The sequence below is a fragment of the Pseudarthrobacter sp. NamE2 genome (assembly GCF_005796205.1).
GTDB lineage: Bacteria > Actinomycetota > Actinomycetes > Actinomycetales > Micrococcaceae > Arthrobacter.
The window spans coordinates 1-14,934 of sequence record NZ_VAHN01000007.1 but is presented as its reverse complement, the minus strand read 5'-3'; the positions used below and the strand labels follow the sequence as shown (position 1 = coordinate 14,934).

General features: G+C 67.7%; 15 protein-coding genes. 8 read left to right on the top strand and 7 right to left on the bottom strand.

All coding sequences use genetic code 11. The features are described 5' to 3' along the window. Positions 1–58 precede the first annotated feature (58 nt). The 4 genes from FDW83_RS09810 to FDW83_RS09795 are packed head-to-tail and all read left to right on the top strand — an operon-like array spanning position 59 to position 3,148. Complete coding sequence (locus FDW83_RS09810; RefSeq protein ID WP_138137911.1) at positions 59–469, top strand: molybdopterin-binding protein; 411 nt, start codon at positions 59–61, stop codon at positions 467–469. Next, positions 466–1,245 carry a molybdate ABC transporter substrate-binding protein gene (gene modA, locus FDW83_RS09805; protein ID WP_138137910.1) on the top strand — a complete coding sequence of 260 codons (780 nt, stop codon included), beginning with the start codon at positions 466–468 and terminating at the stop codon, positions 1,243–1,245. The genes FDW83_RS09810 and modA overlap by 4 nt, the downstream gene beginning before the upstream one ends. Beyond that, complete coding sequence (locus FDW83_RS09800) at positions 1,242–2,093, top strand: ABC transporter permease (protein WP_138137909.1); 852 nt, start codon at positions 1,242–1,244, stop codon at positions 2,091–2,093. Before modA ends, FDW83_RS09800 begins: the two co-directional genes overlap by 4 nt. Further along, positions 2,090–3,148 carry a sulfate/molybdate ABC transporter ATP-binding protein gene (locus FDW83_RS09795; protein ID WP_138137908.1) on the top strand — a complete coding sequence of 353 codons (1,059 nt, stop codon included), beginning with the start codon at positions 2,090–2,092 and terminating at the stop codon, positions 3,146–3,148. Before FDW83_RS09800 ends, FDW83_RS09795 begins: the two co-directional genes overlap by 4 nt. Before the next feature lie 68 nt (positions 3,149–3,216). Here FDW83_RS09795 and FDW83_RS09790 read toward each other — a convergent pair whose 3' ends face one another. Further along, the gene (locus tag FDW83_RS09790; RefSeq protein WP_138137907.1) at positions 3,217–3,600 is read right to left on the bottom strand and encodes a hypothetical protein; all 384 of its coding nucleotides are present in this window, start codon (positions 3,598–3,600) and stop codon (positions 3,217–3,219) included. 156 nt (positions 3,601–3,756) lie between these two features. On the opposite strand from FDW83_RS09790, the gene clpB reads away from it, so the two are divergent. Next, positions 3,757–6,396: an ATP-dependent chaperone ClpB gene (clpB, locus tag FDW83_RS09785; protein ID WP_138137906.1), complete on the top strand. Its 2,640-nt coding sequence runs from the start codon at positions 3,757–3,759 to the stop codon at positions 6,394–6,396. 40 nt (positions 6,397–6,436) lie between these two features. On the opposite strand, the gene FDW83_RS09780 is transcribed toward clpB, so the two are convergent. After that, on the bottom strand, positions 6,437–7,159 hold the full coding sequence (locus FDW83_RS09780; RefSeq protein ID WP_138137905.1) for a septum formation family protein: 723 nt from the start codon (positions 7,157–7,159) through the stop codon (positions 6,437–6,439). A gap of 275 nt (positions 7,160–7,434) precedes the next feature. Here FDW83_RS09780 and FDW83_RS09775 point away from each other — a divergent pair, with 275 nt between their 5' ends. After that, positions 7,435–7,668 (top strand): DUF3073 domain-containing protein, encoded by a 234-nt coding sequence (locus tag FDW83_RS09775; RefSeq protein WP_138137904.1) that lies wholly within the window; start codon positions 7,435–7,437, stop codon positions 7,666–7,668. Between the two features lie 233 nt (positions 7,669–7,901). Here FDW83_RS09775 and FDW83_RS09770 read toward each other — a convergent pair whose 3' ends face one another. Together FDW83_RS09770 and FDW83_RS09765 are read right to left on the bottom strand one after the other, a co-directional pair. Beyond that, positions 7,902–9,170, bottom strand: a complete 1,269-nt coding sequence (locus tag FDW83_RS09770; protein WP_138137903.1) for an MFS transporter — start codon at positions 9,168–9,170, stop codon at positions 7,902–7,904. A 140-nt stretch (positions 9,171–9,310) separates the two neighbouring features. After that, a complete protein-coding gene (locus FDW83_RS09765; protein WP_138137902.1) occupies positions 9,311–10,081 on the bottom strand; it encodes an alpha/beta fold hydrolase in 771 nt (256 codons plus the stop codon). A 94-nt stretch (positions 10,082–10,175) separates the two neighbouring features. On the opposite strand from FDW83_RS09765, the gene FDW83_RS09760 reads away from it, so the two are divergent. After that, a complete protein-coding gene (locus FDW83_RS09760) occupies positions 10,176–10,940 on the top strand; it encodes a VOC family protein (protein WP_138137901.1) in 765 nt (254 codons plus the stop codon). Between the two features lie 59 nt (positions 10,941–10,999). Here FDW83_RS09760 and purM read toward each other — a convergent pair whose 3' ends face one another. The 3 genes from purM to FDW83_RS09745 are packed head-to-tail and all read right to left on the bottom strand — an operon-like array spanning position 11,000 to position 14,187. After that, positions 11,000–12,157 carry a phosphoribosylformylglycinamidine cyclo-ligase gene (gene purM / locus FDW83_RS09755; protein WP_138137900.1) on the bottom strand — a complete coding sequence of 386 codons (1,158 nt, stop codon included), beginning with the start codon at positions 12,155–12,157 and terminating at the stop codon, positions 11,000–11,002. Next, on the bottom strand, positions 12,154–13,824 hold the full coding sequence (gene purF, locus FDW83_RS09750; RefSeq protein WP_138137899.1) for an amidophosphoribosyltransferase: 1,671 nt from the start codon (positions 13,822–13,824) through the stop codon (positions 12,154–12,156). Before purF ends, purM begins: the two co-directional genes overlap by 4 nt. Before the next feature lie 48 nt (positions 13,825–13,872). Beyond that, complete coding sequence (locus tag FDW83_RS09745) at positions 13,873–14,187, bottom strand: hypothetical protein (protein WP_138137898.1); 315 nt, start codon at positions 14,185–14,187, stop codon at positions 13,873–13,875. Between the two features lie 231 nt (positions 14,188–14,418). Between FDW83_RS09745 and FDW83_RS09740 the strand changes: the two genes are divergently transcribed. Further along, on the top strand, positions 14,419–14,934 hold a 516-nt coding region (locus FDW83_RS09740), incomplete at its 3' end, for an alcohol dehydrogenase catalytic domain-containing protein (protein WP_171027525.1).

The window sequence follows — 14,934 nt, the reverse complement described above, 5'->3', positions numbered from 1 at the left end:
TTCGGAAAAGCGGAAGAACAGCGCGGATAGAACCGCATCTGCGTCCTATAGTGGGGAAATGACCATCATCCGCGTTTCCGAGGCGGCCCGGTTCCTCGGCGTCAGTGACGATACCGTCCGGCGCTGGACGGACAACGGCTCCCTTACCCCGCTCCGGGATGAGTCCGGCCGGCTCGCCGTCGACGGCCTTGAACTGGCCCTGCATGCACAAAAGCTGGCCCAGTTGCCCGAAGACCCGCACCGCTCGGGCAGCTCGGCGCGCAACAGGTTCGTAGGGCTGGTCACCGGCATCACCGCAGACAAGGTGATGGCGCAGGTGGAGCTGCAATGCGGCCCCTTCCGGGTGGTGTCGCTGATGAGCAGCGAGGCCGTACGGGAAATGAGGCTGGAACCGGGCTCGGTGGCCACTGCCGTGGTCAAGGCCACCACCGTCATTATCGAAACCCCGCAGGGAAAGGGCGCGCCATGAAACGGGCAACCGGAATCCTCCTGGCGGCCATTGCGCTCGCGGCAGGCCTCAGCGGCTGTGCAAACTCCAGCACCAACCCCGCGGCTGGAGGCACAGAAAAAACGCTGACCGTCTTCGCAGCCGCCTCGCTGAAATCCAGCTTCACTGAGCTGGCCGAAACCTACGAGGCGCAGCATCCCGGCACAAAGGTCGTCCTGAACTTTGCGGGCTCATCGGACCTGGCGACGCAGATCGGCCAGGGCGCTCCGGCGGATGTGTTCGCCGCTGCCGACACCAGGAACATGGGCAAGGTGGCGGACGCCGGACTCGCGGACGGCGAACCGGCTGTCTTCGCCACCAACACCCTGGCGATCGCTGTCCCGGCCGGCAATTTCGCAGGTATCAGCTCCTTCGCAGACCTGGCCAAGGGCGGCACCCGGGTGGTGGTCTGTGCCCGGCAGGTGCCGTGCGGCGCTGCTGCCGCCACCATAGCGGAACGGCAGGGGACGGTCCTGAAGCCCGTCAGCGAGGAAAACTCTGTTACAGACGTCCTGGGCAAGGTCATCTCTGGAGAAGCTGACGCCGGCCTGGTCTACGTCACGGACGTGAGGTCCGCCGGGGACAAGGTGGAAAGCGTCCCGTTCCCCGAGGCCGGTGCCGCAGTCAACAGCTACCCCATCACCGTCCTGGCCGGCGCGCAGGACAAGGAAGCGGCCCGCGCGTTCCTAAACCTGGTGACCGGGGCCGAAGGCCAGTCTGTCCTTGCCGGGGCCGGTTTCGGGGCCGGGAGAAAGTGAACACCCGGACCTACACCGGCCTTCCGCGCTGGCTCTACGGCCTGGCGGTCCTGGCCGCCCTGGTGGTGGTCCTGCCCTTGGCCGCCATCGTGGCCAGGGTCAACTGGGTTGACTTCCTGCCGCTGGTCACGTCAGAGTCGGCGCTGTCCGCCCTGGGCCTGAGCCTGCGGACGTCTGTCGCCAGCACCCTGCTGTGCATCGTCCTGGGTGTGCCGCTGGCCCTGGTCCTTGCCCGGGGGAGGTTCCCGTTGCAGGGGCTGCTCCGCTCCCTGGTGCTGCTGCCGCTGGTGCTGCCGCCCGTCGTCGGGGGCATTGCATTGCTCTACACTTTCGGGCGGCAGGGCCTGCTGGGCGGCACGCTGGAAGTGCTGGGACTCCAGATCGCCTTTTCCACCACCGCGGTGGTGCTGGCCCAGACCTTCGTTGCGCTGCCGTTCCTGGTGGTCAGCCTTGAAGGGGCCGTGCGGACGGGCGGGCAGCGGTACGAGGCCGTGGCCGCGACGCTTGGCGCCCCGCCCGGCGTGGTGTTCCGCCGCGTTACGCTGCCGCTGATGCTGCCCGGGCTGGCGTCCGGTGCGGTGCTCTCCTTTGCCCGGAGCCTGGGCGAGTTTGGTGCCACCCTCACGTTCGCGGGCAGCCTGCAGGGGGTGACCCGGACCCTGCCGCTGGAAATCTATCTGCAGCGGGAGACTGACCCGGACGCCGCCGTCGCACTGTCCCTGGTCCTGGTGGCGGTTGCGGTTGCCGTGGTGGCGCTTGCGTACCGGCGCCCGGCGGGCAGGGGAGTGCGCCAGGCCTCCACGGAACGCGCGACGGCGTCCGCCGCGCCCGGAGGGACGGTTCCGTGACGTTCTCCTACCAGGCAGCCCTGGCTGAGCGGGGTTTCGACGTCACCATGAGCCTGGCAGCGGGCGAAACCGTCGCCGTCATGGGACCCAACGGCGCCGGCAAGTCCACGTTGCTCTCCAGCATCGCCGGCCTGCTCAAGCCGGACGGCGGCCGCGCCGAACTCAACGGACGCACCATCTTCCACCTGGGCGGCAACAGCAGCCGGTGGACGCCCCCGCACCGGCGCGGAACCGCTCTGCTCGCGCAGGAACCCCTGTTGTTTCCACACCTGACGGCCCTGGACAACGTGGCGTTCGGCCCGCGCAGCGCCGGCGTACCCCGGAAAGCTGCAAACCGGGAGGCGGAACGCTGGCTGGCGGAAGTGGAGGCCTTGGATCTTGCCAGGCGGCGCCCGGCGGAACTGTCCGGCGGGCAGGCCCAGCGCGTCGCGGTGGCCCGGGCGCTCGCCACCGATCCCGCGCTCCTGCTGTTGGACGAACCCATGGCGGCCCTGGACATCCATTCCGCGCCGCTTCTCCGCCGCCTGCTTAAGCGTGTCCTCGCCGAACGGCAGGCGGTCATCGTCACCCACGATGTGCTGGATGCGCTGATGCTCGCGGACCGGGTGCTGATCCTGGACGGCGGAAAGGTGGTTGAGCACGGTCCCACCCGCCGGGTGCTGGAGCAGCCCCGCAGCCCGTTCGCAGCCGGGCTCGCCGGGCTGAACTTCATGCCGGGAACACTGACAAAGGACGGCATCCGGACGGGCCGCGGCAGGGAAGTGGCCGGCCACCTTGAGGAAGCCGGCCCCCGGCACGGGCCGGGCGGTCCCGGCGTGGCCGTGTTCCCGCCGTCGGCCGTTTCCGTGTTCCTCACGGACGCGCACGGCAGTCCACGGAACTCCTTCCCGGTGTCCATCACGGACCTGGAACCGCACGGCGACCAGATCCGGGTCCGCGCGGGCGGGCTCGCCGCGGACATCACGCCCGCCGCCTCGGCGGACCTGGGCCTGGTCCCGGGGATGACGGTGCACTTCGTGGTGAAGGCCGCCGCCGTCTCCGTCTACGAGGCCTGAGTTTTTGTCCAGGTATGCCGACTTCCGGGCCGCTTAACCCTGCATATCTGGACAAAAACTCCTGGGGGTTACATGCCCGGGAGGTCCAGGGTCTCGTACACCTGGATGCTGGCGCCCGGCATCATCAGGTGCGGATGCCCGTCCAGCAGCGCCTCGGCACCGGCCAGGTCCTCGGCCTGCAGGATGCCGTAGCCGGCAACCCCGGTGGAAGCTTCCGAGGAGCCGCTGGCGGTGACTTCCTTGCCGGTGCCCAGCGGGCTGCCCATGTCCACGATGCCGTCGCCCGCGCGGCCGGCCCACTCCATCCAGGCCTTCATCCCCTCCTGGGCGGCCTCGGGCGAGCTTTCCGCCATCTGGGCCTGCGCTGGCTGGTCTGCGATGTAGAGAACAACAAACTTTTTCATTTCCTGTCCCGTCTCGAGTGCGCCGGCGGAACCGTCCTCCCCGGTCACGCGTCCGATCCTAGGGGCATCAGGCAGGCAAGGGAACAACCGGACCCGTGTTCGCCGTGGGCAAACAGGGGGCTCGGGCAGGAAATAAACCGCACCAAAGCAAAGTTGAGCGTAGTAGACTCAACTTAGACAAACTGCCCCTGAAAGGAGCTCTCTTTGGACGTCAAATTCACCACCAAGAGCCAGGAGGCTCTTTCGGCTGCGGCCATGAACGCCTCCACGGCAGGCAACCCGCAGGTTGAACCCGCCCACCTGCTCAAGGCGCTGATGGACCAGCGCGAGGGCGTCGCCGTCGCGCTTCTCCGCGCCACCGGCGCCGATCCCGATGCCGTCAGCGTGCAGGCAAGCAGCGCCATCAAGGCCCTGCCCGCCACCTCCGGCGGATCCAGCCAGCAGGCGCAGCTTTCCCGGCCCGCCCTGCAGGCCATCCAGAACGCCAAGGAGGAAGCCGACCGGCTGGGCGACACCTTCGTCTCCACCGAGGTCCTCCTGCTGGGCCTCTCTGCCGGAAGCGACGCTGCCGGACGCCTGCTGCGTGACGCCGGCGCCTCCCGCGAGGCGCTCCTCGCCGCCCTGCCGGGTGTCCGCGGTGACAGGAAGGTCACCAGCCCGGACCCGGAAAACACCTTCCAGTCGCTGGAGAAGTTTGGCACGGACCTCACCGCGATGGCCCGGGCCGGCAAGCTTGACCCGGTGATCGGCCGCGACTCCGAAATCCGGCGCGTGGTCCAGGTCCTGAGCCGCCGCACCAAGAACAACCCGGTGCTGATTGGCGAGCCGGGCGTTGGCAAGACCGCTGTGGTGGAAGGGCTGGCGCAGCGCATGGTCGCGGGCGACGTCCCGGAAAGCCTGCGCGGCAAGACGCTCATCTCCCTGGACCTCGGCTCCATGGTGGCCGGCGCGAAGTACCGCGGAGAGTTCGAGGAGCGGCTGAAGGCGGTGCTTGAGGAGATCAAGGGCTCCGAAGGCCAGATCGTCACTTTCATCGATGAGATCCACACCGTGGTGGGCGCCGGCGCCACCGGAGATTCCTCCATGGACGCGGGCAACATGCTCAAGCCCATGCTGGCCCGCGGCGAGCTCCGGCTGATTGGTGCCACCACGCTTGATGAGTACCGCGAAAACATCGAGAAGGATGCGGCCCTCGAACGCCGCTTCCAGCAGGTGTACGTGGGCGAGCCAAGTGTCGAGGACACCATCGGCATCCTCCGTGGCCTCAAGGAGCGCTACGAGGCGCACCACAAGGTGTCCATCGCCGACTCCGCCCTGGTGGCCGCGGCTACGCTGTCCAACCGCTACATCTCGGGCCGGCAGCTGCCGGACAAGGCCATCGACCTCGTGGACGAGGCCGCGTCCCGGCTCCGCATGGAGATCGACTCCGCCCCGGAGGAGATCGACCAGCTCCGCCGCGCCGTGGACCGGCTCACCATGGAAGAGCTGGCCCTGGAAGGCGAAACCGATGTGGCCTCCGTGGAACGGCTTGCCGCGCTCCGTGCGGACAAGGCGGACAAGGAGGAGGAACTCGCCGCACTCAACGCCCGCTGGGAGGCCGAGAAAGCCGGCCTGAACCGGGTGGGCGACCTGAAGGCGAAGCTGGACGAGCTGCGCAGCGCCGCTGACAAGGCCCAGCGTGAAGGCGACCTCGAAACCGCCTCGCGCATCCTCTACGGGGAGATCCCGGCGCTGGAGCGCGAGCTGAACGCCGCGGCGGAAGCAGAGGCCGCCGTGACGGACAAGTCCGCGCAAATGGTGGCCGAGGAAGTTACCGCGAACGACATCGCCGAGGTCATCTCCGCGTGGACCGGTATTCCCGCCGGGCGCATGCTGCAGGGCGAGAGCCAGAAGCTGCTCCACATGGAGGAAGAACTCGGCAAGCGCCTGATTGGCCAGATGAAAGCCGTCACGGCAGTGTCCGATGCCGTCCGCCGTGCCCGTGCGGGCATCAGCGATCCCAACCGGCCCACCGGTTCGTTCCTCTTCCTGGGCCCCACCGGCGTGGGTAAGACGGAGCTGGCCAAGGCGCTCGCGGACTTCCTGTTCGACGACGAGCGCGCCATGGTGCGGATCGACATGTCCGAGTACGGCGAGAAGCACTCCGTGGCCCGGCTGGTGGGCGCGCCTCCGGGATACGTGGGCTACGAGGAGGGCGGCCAGCTCACCGAGGCCGTCCGGCGCCGGCCCTACTCCGTGGTGCTGCTGGACGAGGTGGAGAAGGCCCACCCCGAGGTCTTCGACATCCTCCTGCAGGTGCTCGACGACGGCCGACTCACCGACGGCCAGGGCCGCACCGTGGACTTCCGCAACGTGATCCTGGTGCTGACGTCCAACCTGGGCAGCCAGTTCCTGGTGGACCAGTCGCTGGATGCGGAGGCCAAGCGGAACGCCGTCATGGCCACGGTCAATGCGTCCTTCAAGCCCGAGTTCCTGAACCGGCTGGACGAGGTGGTGCTGTTCGATGCCCTGAGCGTGGAGGAGCTCTCCCGGATCGTGGACCTGCACGTTGCCGACCTGGGCCGCCGGCTGCACGAACGCCGGCTCACCCTGGACGTCACGGACGCTGCGAAGGAATGGCTCGCCATCTCCGGCTTCGACCCCGCGTATGGCGCCCGGCCGCTGCGCCGCCTGGTGCAGCGCGAGATCGGGGACCGGCTGGCCAAGGCCATCCTGGCCGGCGGCATCAGCGACGGCGACACCGTTCTGGTGGACACGGCGCCGGACGGCGAGCTGGATGGGGCTGACGTTGACGCCCTGACCGGGGCACTGACCTCCGGCCTGTCGGTGAAGCGGAAGGGCTAACGCCCGGTACCCACTGCGTGCTGTCCTGGCGGATATGCCGTCAGGGCAGCACGCTTGCTTTTATGACGTTGCCGCCGGATGCGGTCACGTAGCAGTCCACCCTGCGGTCCCCGGACTCCCAGCTGGTGCTGCTGGGGAAGCTGCGCTGGTAGTTCAGCTGGTACTCGTTGGCCGCCGGCCCCAGCCGTGCCGCCTGGCAGGCTTCCAGGGCCTTCGCCTTAAGCGCTTCTGCGCCGGGGTAGTCCTCGGACTCCGGGTACCGGAAAACGGCCACCAGCTGGGCCGAATGCCCCGTGTCGCAGGGGACCAGCCTGGAGGCCAGCGCCTCAGGGTCGAAGTCGGCAAAGCAGTCCCCCAGCGCGTAATCGGCGGGCTGCACGCCGTCGCGCGGCAGGGGCAGTGGTGTAGCGCGCGGAGCGGCGGTGGTTTCAAGAACCCCGGCGGCGCCGTCGTCGTCCCCCGATGAGCCCGGGCTGCTGTTCAGCCAGAGGGCGAGCCACACAAGGCCGGCAATCACTGCCAGAAGTACGACGGCGAACAGCGCCTTCCAGAGCGTCCGCCGGGTTGTTGCCGGCAGCTTCCGCGACGGTCCGCGTTCCGCCTGGGGCCGCGGCTGGGACCAGGTTACGGATGCCGGGGCGGGCCCCTGCGCGGGGGCGTGGCCGTGAGCACGGCCGTGGTCCGGGGCCTGCGCGGCAGGAACCTGGGGAAGGCCGGAAGTGGGCGGAGTGCCAGGCTTGGGCGGGACGTCCTGGTGGTTCACGGCGGTGCATCCTCCTGCGTTCTGTCCGGGGTGGGCAGCCGGTCAGCCGTCCAGTTTCAGCAGTTGCTTAAGCGACTCTACCGAAGAAAAAAGCCGAAAACTCGCGGGTGGAGCGGTGGAATGGTAGCGCAGACCACCCCTGGGGGCCGCGTCTGGCAAGCAGGGCACCGCGAAAGCATGTAATCTAGGTGTACGACAAATTGACCAATCATTCCGGGGCCTCACCATCGCCAAAGGTGACCACCTCCGGTCCAAGTACAAAAGGGGGTCACGCCATGGGGCGCGGCCGTCAAAAGGCAAAAGCTACTAAGCAGGCTCGGGACATCAAGTACTACTCCCCGAACACTGACTATTCGGCACTTCAGCGCGAGCTGACGGGCCCGTCGAGTCGTGCCACGAGCCATTACGCGAATGAACCGGCTGAGCCGGACTATTCGGCTTACGTGGACAAGTACGCGGATGATTTGGAAGACGACGACGACGAGGTAGATTCCCGTCGCATCGGCTAGTTGTCGCAAGCTGCCATGCCGGGCGCTGGCAGCCCTGTGACGCAGCAGCACTGATGGATCCAGCGGTATAAATCCGCGCCGTCCTGACGCTGGTGCAAAGCTTCATTTGTGGCACCCTGATTGAGATTCAGGGCCTGACTTATGCGCGGAAGCCCGTTGCCGGCATCATGTGGATGCCGGCAACGGGCTTTTGGTGTCCCCCGGTGTTGTGCCGAACCGAGCGGCGTCCCAGGTCAAACGGGCGTGCGCAGCAGGCGGGGCAGCCCGACGGCGGGCACTGCCAGGAGTACCGCCATGAGGGTCCACGGCCATAGGGCGGCAGGACCCGGAACCGCAGCATCTGCGTAGAGCGGCCCGAGGACGGTGTTCCCCAGCAACACGGCACAGCCGCCGGCGCTGGCCAGGAGGCCATAGTAAATCCCTGATGGCCGTCCGCGGGAGAAGTCCAGGACAAGCGACATCGCCACCGGCACCACGCACATGTGGCCGAGGCAGAGGCCCGCGACGAACAGCAGCGGCGGGAGCAGGGGTGCCGTCGCGGGCGGGGCAAGTGGGGCCAGACACGCCATGGCTGCGAACGCCAGGGACTGGAGCGTGAAGCCGGCCATCAAGGCCCGCCCTGGACCGAGCCGGCCCATCAGGCGGGATGCAGGCCACTGCAGGGCAACCGTCAGGACGGATGCGACGGCGAACAGTCCTGCCAGGGCCCCGGGCCCGCCGCCGCTGCGGGCCAGCTCTACCGGCAAGCCGAAGTAGAGCTGGTTGTACGCCAGCAGGTTCAGGCTGTAGAGGCCCGCAAAGGCGAGGAAACGCTTGTTCTGCAGCATGGCGGACAGGCCTTCACGCACCGCCGGTCGTGCCGCTTCCGGTGCAGGTCCACCGTCAGCAGCCAGCGGGTCCCGGTGTGTCCCGGCCGGCACGAAGCTCCACAGGACACCTGTCATCACTGTGAAAACGGCTGCGCCCGCCAGCGCGGCGGATGTGAACGAGACGCCGAGCAGCAGGGCGCCCACCAAGGGGCCGGCCACTGCGCCGATCTCGCCGCAGATGCTGAGCAGTGCGAAAAGCGTGGGGGACTTCCCTCCGGTGTCCCGCCGTCGTTCTTCCGCCATGCCAACCAGAGATTCCAGTGCGGGGGAGAACAAGGCGCCGCCCATCCCCGTGAGGACGGCACCCAGGAGGAAGAGCGGAAAGCTGTCCGCCAAGGCCAGGGTGAGGTACCCGGAGACCCGGACCAGGCAGCCCACCAGCATGGCGCCGCGGGCTCCCCACCGGTCGGTGACCATGCCGCCGACGAGGAAGAGCCCCTGCTGGCTGAAGACGCGGGCACCCAGGACCACTCCGACGGCCGTGGCGGTCATCCCGAAGTCCCGGCTCATGACCAGGGCAAGGAACGGCACAACCGCGAAGAACCCGATGTTGAAGATGAGCTGGCTGGCAAGCAGGAGCCCGGGAGCCGGCCGCCGGAGGGCCGCCGGGGCTGCCTCTGTCAGTGCCGTCACGGTGCCGTCCTGCCTGGGAGGCAGGGGTTCCGGACCGGGATGGCAGCAGGCATGGATACATCATTTCGAGGCAAGGGGAAGAGTCGCCCCATGCTACCAAGCGGGGCCGGGGGCGTCGGAATGGTGGCCCTCCCCGGACGTCACCGTTTGCGGCGGACGGGCATCATGGTCTGCGGCGGCCCGTCAGCGCCCAGGAACGGAAGGATGAGGCCGGTGAGCGTGGATGGCTGTTCCAGCGGAAGCAGGTGGGACGCTCCGGGTACCACGGCCAGCTGGCCTTCCGGCAGCGCTTCATACAGCGAGACCGTGTGGGGGAGGGCCACGATGTCGTCATCGCCGGAGACCACCAGTACCGGCTTGGTAATCCTGGCGATGTCCACCGTCGTAAGGGTCGGTTCGGTGCTGATCAGCCGGAGGCTCTTCTGCATGACCGCGTCAAAGTGTTCCGGTCCGTCCGGTGACCGCTCGGCATAGGCTGCAGCCAGGACCTGCGCCTCGCCGGCGTCCGGCTCCATCTCCAAGGGAAGGTTGCCGTCCACATGGTAGTTGGTGCCGATGACCACCAGCTTGTCCACCAGGTCAGGCCGGCGCAGGGCAACCAGGAGGGCCACGATGCCGCCGTCGCTCCAACCCACCAGGTGGGCCGGACCGTCCACCAGAGTTTCGAGCACCCGCACGGTTTCGGCGGCCATGTCCTCGTAGTGGAAGTCGGCATCCGTATCCGCGGTATAGCCGTGTCCCCGCCGGTCGAAGGCGATGACCCGGTAGTGGCTGGAAAGTTCCGGCCCGATGCCGTTGAGGAGGTCGTCGCTGTTCCCCATGCCTCCGTGCAGCAGGAGCAGCGGAGCTCCGCTGCCGCCCAGGTCCGCCACCCACGTGGGGTGCCCATCAATGTCAATCCGGCCGGCCATCCGATTTCCGTTCCCGATCATCCCGCTGCTGGCAGTCTGTGCGACATTCTGCCTTCCGGGTGCCGGCGCCACAAGGCTTGCTAGCGTTGATGGCATGCCAGAGATCATGGGATACAGCCACGGCGAACCGTGCCGGGCCGACCTGCAAACGCCCGATGTTGCCGCAGCGAAGGACTTTTACGGCAGGCTGTTCGACTGGACCTACCGGGACTTTCCCACCCCCGACGGGCAGGTTTACGCCCAGGCGTTCACGGACGGCCACCTGGTATCGGTCATCGCCCCGCAGAATCCGGCGCAGGGAAAGGCACGGGCTCCGGGGCAGTGGAACGTCTACCTCGCTGCAGCGGACGCCGGGGCCCTGGTGGAGGAAACCGCCTACGCACAGGGAACCGTGGAGTTCGGACCCGAGCGTGTGGCGGACACCGGCACCCTCGCTTTCATCGCTCCGCCCGGCGGCGGCACCACCGGCCTCTGCCAGGCCGGAACGCACGGGGGCAGCCGGCTGTCCAACGAGCCCGGTGCCCTGGCCTGGGTGGAACTTGCCACGCCTGAGCCGCAGGCCGCCGTCGGATTTTTCCAGCAGCTTTTCGGACACGAGGTCACCGAGTATCCGCAGGACGACGGCGGCAGCTACACCGCGCTGATCACCGGCGGCAGGGAGGTGGCCGGCGTTGTCCCTGCCGAAGCAGGTGAAGCGGCGGGCTGGCAGATCTACTTTGGTGTTGCCGACCTCCGGGCAGCGGTCGAGGCTGCCGTAGCGGGCGGCGGCGAGGTGCTCGTGGAGCCCGACGGGGAGGGCCCTGCCACCATCAGGGATCCGCAGGGCGGCATCCTGGGCCTCATCCAGTTGCCCGCTTAAACGGGTGCTCCGCACCTGCCGTACGTCAATACGTCAAGTGCGGAGCAGCCGATGGAGGTTCAGGCGTAGGCGTTGACCAGGCGGACAGCGCCGCCGTCCACGCCCTTGGCGCCCTGGACGTAGTCCGGGCCGGACCTGAGGATCGCATCCGAGTCCCCGGTGACCGTGCCCATGACCCAGGACGGCAGGCCGCGGTCATTCAAACGTGCGACGGCGGCATCCGCGGCTTCGGGGGACACGATGGCCACCATGCCCACACCCAGGTTGAGGGTGCGTTCCAGGTCGGCCAGCGGGACGTTGCCCAGCTCGGACACCAGCTTGAAGATTGCGGGCAGTTCCCATGTGGCGCGGTCCACGGTTGCCACCAGGCCCTGCGGCAGGACGCGGGCCAGGTTTGCAGCCAGGCCGCCGCCGGTGACGTGGCTGAAGCCGTGCACCGCGGCATCACCCGTGACCGGGAAAGCACGGGCCAGGTCCAGGCAGTCGGCGGCGTAAACCCGGGTGGGCTCAAGCAGCTCCTCGCCCAGGGTGCGGCCGAGTTCGGAGACCTGGCGGTCCAGCGCCCAGCCTGCATGGTTGATCACGCGGCGGACCAGGGAGTAGCCGTTGGAGTGCAGGCCGGAGGAGGCCATGCCGATGACGACGTCGCCGGCGCGGACGCGGTCCGGTCCCAGGAGGGCGTCGGCTTCGACGACGCCGGTAGCTGCGCCGGCGACGTCGTACTCGTGCTCGCCCAGCAGGCCGGGGTGCTCTGCGGTTTCGCCGCCCACCAGGGCGGTGCCGGCCACGGAGCAGGCGGACGCGATGCCGCGGACGATGCCGGCGATGCGCTCCGGAACCACCTTGCCGCAGGCAATGTAGTCGGTCATGTACAGCGGCTCGGCACCCACCACCACGATGTCGTCCACCACCATGCCCACCAGGTCGAAGCCGATGGTGTCGTGGATGTCCATGGCCTGGGCGATGGCCACCTTGGTGCCGACGCCGTCAGTGGAGGTGGCCAGCAGCGGCTTCTTGTACGTCAGCAGCCGGGAGACGTCGTACAGGCCCGCGAAGCCGCCCACCCCGCCGATGACGGAGGAGTTGTGGGTTGCCTTGACGGCATCCTTCATGAGTTCGACGGCGAGGTCCCCGGCTTCGACGTCGACGCCTGCGGAGGCGTAGGTGATGCCCGCCTTCTCCGATGCGGAACCGGCGGCGGTGTTGGCGGAAGTCATAGGGACTCTTTCTTGTCAGCGCTGGCGGCGGCATGTACGTCGGGCACGAGGTCTGCCTCGGTGAGCAGGTTTTCGAATTCGGAGTCCGGTCCGGGATCGCAACCTGTGGCGCCGGACTTTTCCGCAGGGTCCTCCTGCGGGTCCACGGCCAAAGCGGCGGTCTCACCGGGCAGCGCGGACGGCGAGGGCTTCAGTCCGCCGAGATCCGTGCGCTCGAGCAGGTTCTTCCCGAGCTTGTCGGCGTCCGGCAGCTTGATGGGGTACTTGCCTGTGAAGCACGCGGTGCAGAGGCGTTCCCGCGGCTGGCGGGTGGCGCCGATCATGCCGTCCTCGGAGATGTAGGCCAGCGAGTCGGCGCCGATCGCCTGGGAGATCTCGTCGATGGTGGCGCCGTTGGCAATGAGCTCGGCGCGGGAGGCGAAGTCGATGCCGTAGAAGCAGGGCCACTGCACCGGCGGCGAGGAAATCTTGACATGGACCTCTGAGGCGCCGGCTTCCCGGAGCATCCGGACGATGGCCCGCTGGGTGTTGCCGCGGACGATGGAATCGTCCACCACTACCACGCGCTTGCCGCGAATGACGGACTCGAGGGCGTTGAGCTTGAGGCGGATACCCAGCTGGCGCAGCGTCTGCGAAGGCTGGATGAAGGTACGGCCCACGTACGAGTTTTTGACGAAGCCGTGGGCGAAGGGGATGCCGGACTCCTCGGCGTAGCCCACCGCGGCGGGCGTTCCGGATTCCGGGACGGGAATGACGATGTCCGCCGCGTGCGTGTTTTCGCGGGCGAGCTGGCGGCCCATCTCCACCCGGGACTCGTATACGGAACGGCCGGCAATGGCGGCGTCAGGACGGGCCAGGTAAACGTACTCGAAAACGCAGCCGGCCGGCGTCGGTTCAGCGAAGCGCTTGGACCGCACACCCTGTTCGTCGATTGCGATGAACTCTCCGGGCTCGATCTCGCGGATGAAGCTTGCGCCCACGGTAGCGAGGGCGGACTGCTCCGAGGCCACAACCCAGCCGCGGTCCAGGCGGCCGAGGACCAGCGGGCGGATGCCGAAGGTGTCGCGTGCCGCGTAGAGGGTGCCTTCATCCATGAAGACGAAGCAGAAGCCGCCCTTGATCTTGGGCAGGAGCTCGGTGGCGGTCTCTTCCAGGGTCCTGCCCGGCTCGCCCTCCAGCAGCGCGGTGACCAGGGCAGTGTCCGAGGTGTTGCCCTGCTTCATCTCACCGGTGAGCTGGCCGCCATTGCGCTCGTGGATCATCGCATTCAGTTCGGCGGTGTTGGTCAGGTTGCCGTTGTGCGCCAAAGCCACGGTACCGGTGCTGGTGGCGCCCAGGGTGGGCTGGGCGTTGGCCCAGTGGCTGGCTCCGGTGGTGGAGTAGCGGCAGTGCCCCACAGCCAGGTGCCCGGTGAGGGTGTTCAGGGTGGTCTCGTCGAAGACCTGGGACACCAGGCCCATGTCCTTGTAGACGTTGATCCGCTTGCCGTCGCTGGTGGCGATGCCAGCCGACTCCTGACCGCGGTGCTGCAGTGCGTACAGCCCGTAATAGGTGAGTTTTGCTACTTCTTCGCCCGGTGCCCAGACGCCGAAGACGCCACAGGCATCCTGGGGTCCTTTTTCGCCGGGAAGAAGGTCATGGGAAAGTTTTCCATCGCCGCGTGCCACTGATCGATTATCGCACGATATGGGGTATGGCTTTTCCCGGTTGCGGCTTTATGACTGGGGGTCGGTGTCCGGTTCGGTGTCCGGCACGGATTCCACCACCGCACGCTGCCGGCGCTTGACGCTTCGACGGTCCAGGATCAGTGCGAGCACGGCGCCCAGGATTGCGCCGGCGCCGGCGAGCATCACCATGAAGAATCCGAACACGGCACCCCTGTCGAAGCTTTCGCTTCCCGGAAGCGCATATGCCACCACTGCCGCGGCCGCGATGCCCACCAGCGCCCCGAGGACCAGGAAGGGCACATACTTGGGGGCCCGGCGTACGGTGATCTCGCGCCGTTCGGCAGGCGGTTCTTTCGAGGACATGCCATCCAGCCTACTGCCGCTGTTTTTGTCCGGCTAAAGCAGCGGACCCGGCCGTCACGATCACTCTTCTATTGACAGTGGAGTGTGGCCACTGTCATATTTTCCAGTAAGCGTCATGCGCACCGTGTTGTGTAATACGCAATTGCGGGATGGCGCTCCTGCTGCGGCGGGTCGACTAGATTGGCATGTGGTTTGCCGACTCACCGGAACCAGGAAAGGAACACGAGAACAATGGTGCACAAAGTCCAAGCAGTCATCGTCCGGGAGAAGGACGCGCCGGTTTCGTTGGAGACGATCCTGGTGCCGGATCCGGGTCCGGGCGAGGCGCTGGTGGACATTCTCACCTGCGGCGTCTGCCACACGGACCTGCATTACAAGCAGGGCGGCATCGGCAACGACTTTCCCTACCTGCTGGGCCATGAGGCCACGGGCGTGGTCAGCGCCGTGGGCCCTGACGTTACTTCCGTGGCTCCCGGTGATCGGGTGATCCTGAACTGGCGTGCCGTGTGCGGGCAGTGCCGTGCCTGTGCCAAGGGCCAGCCGCAGTACTGCTTCAACACGCACAACGCCACCCGGAAGATGACCTTGGAGGACGGCACCGAACTCTCTCCCGCCCTGGGTATTGGCGCGTTCGCGGAAAAGACGCTGGTCGCCGCCGGGCAGTGCACCAAGGTCGATCCTGATGTTGATGCTGCCGCTGTTGGCCTGCTGGGCTGCGGTGTGATGGCCGGCATCGGGGCGGCCATT

Bases quoted from the DNA above. Each gene is read 5' to 3' on its own strand.
- FDW83_RS09810 (WP_138137911.1), top strand. From the start codon at position 59: ATGACCATCATCCGCGTTTCCGAGGCGGCCCGGTTCCTCGGCGTCAGT.
- modA (WP_138137910.1), top strand. From the start codon at position 466: ATGAAACGGGCAACCGGAATCCTCCTGGCGGCCATTGCGCTCGCGGCA.
- FDW83_RS09775 (WP_138137904.1), top strand. From the start codon at position 7,435: ATGGGGCGCGGCCGTCAAAAGGCAAAAGCTACTAAGCAGGCTCGGGAC.
- FDW83_RS09765 (WP_138137902.1), bottom strand. From the start codon at position 10,081: ATGGCCGGCCGGATTGACATTGATGGGCACCCCACGTGGGTGGCGGAC.
- FDW83_RS09760 (WP_138137901.1), top strand. From the start codon at position 10,176: ATGCCAGAGATCATGGGATACAGCCACGGCGAACCGTGCCGGGCCGAC.
- purM (WP_138137900.1), bottom strand. From the start codon at position 12,157: ATGACTTCCGCCAACACCGCCGCCGGTTCCGCATCGGAGAAGGCGGGC.
- FDW83_RS09745 (WP_138137898.1), bottom strand. From the start codon at position 14,187: ATGTCCTCGAAAGAACCGCCTGCCGAACGGCGCGAGATCACCGTACGC.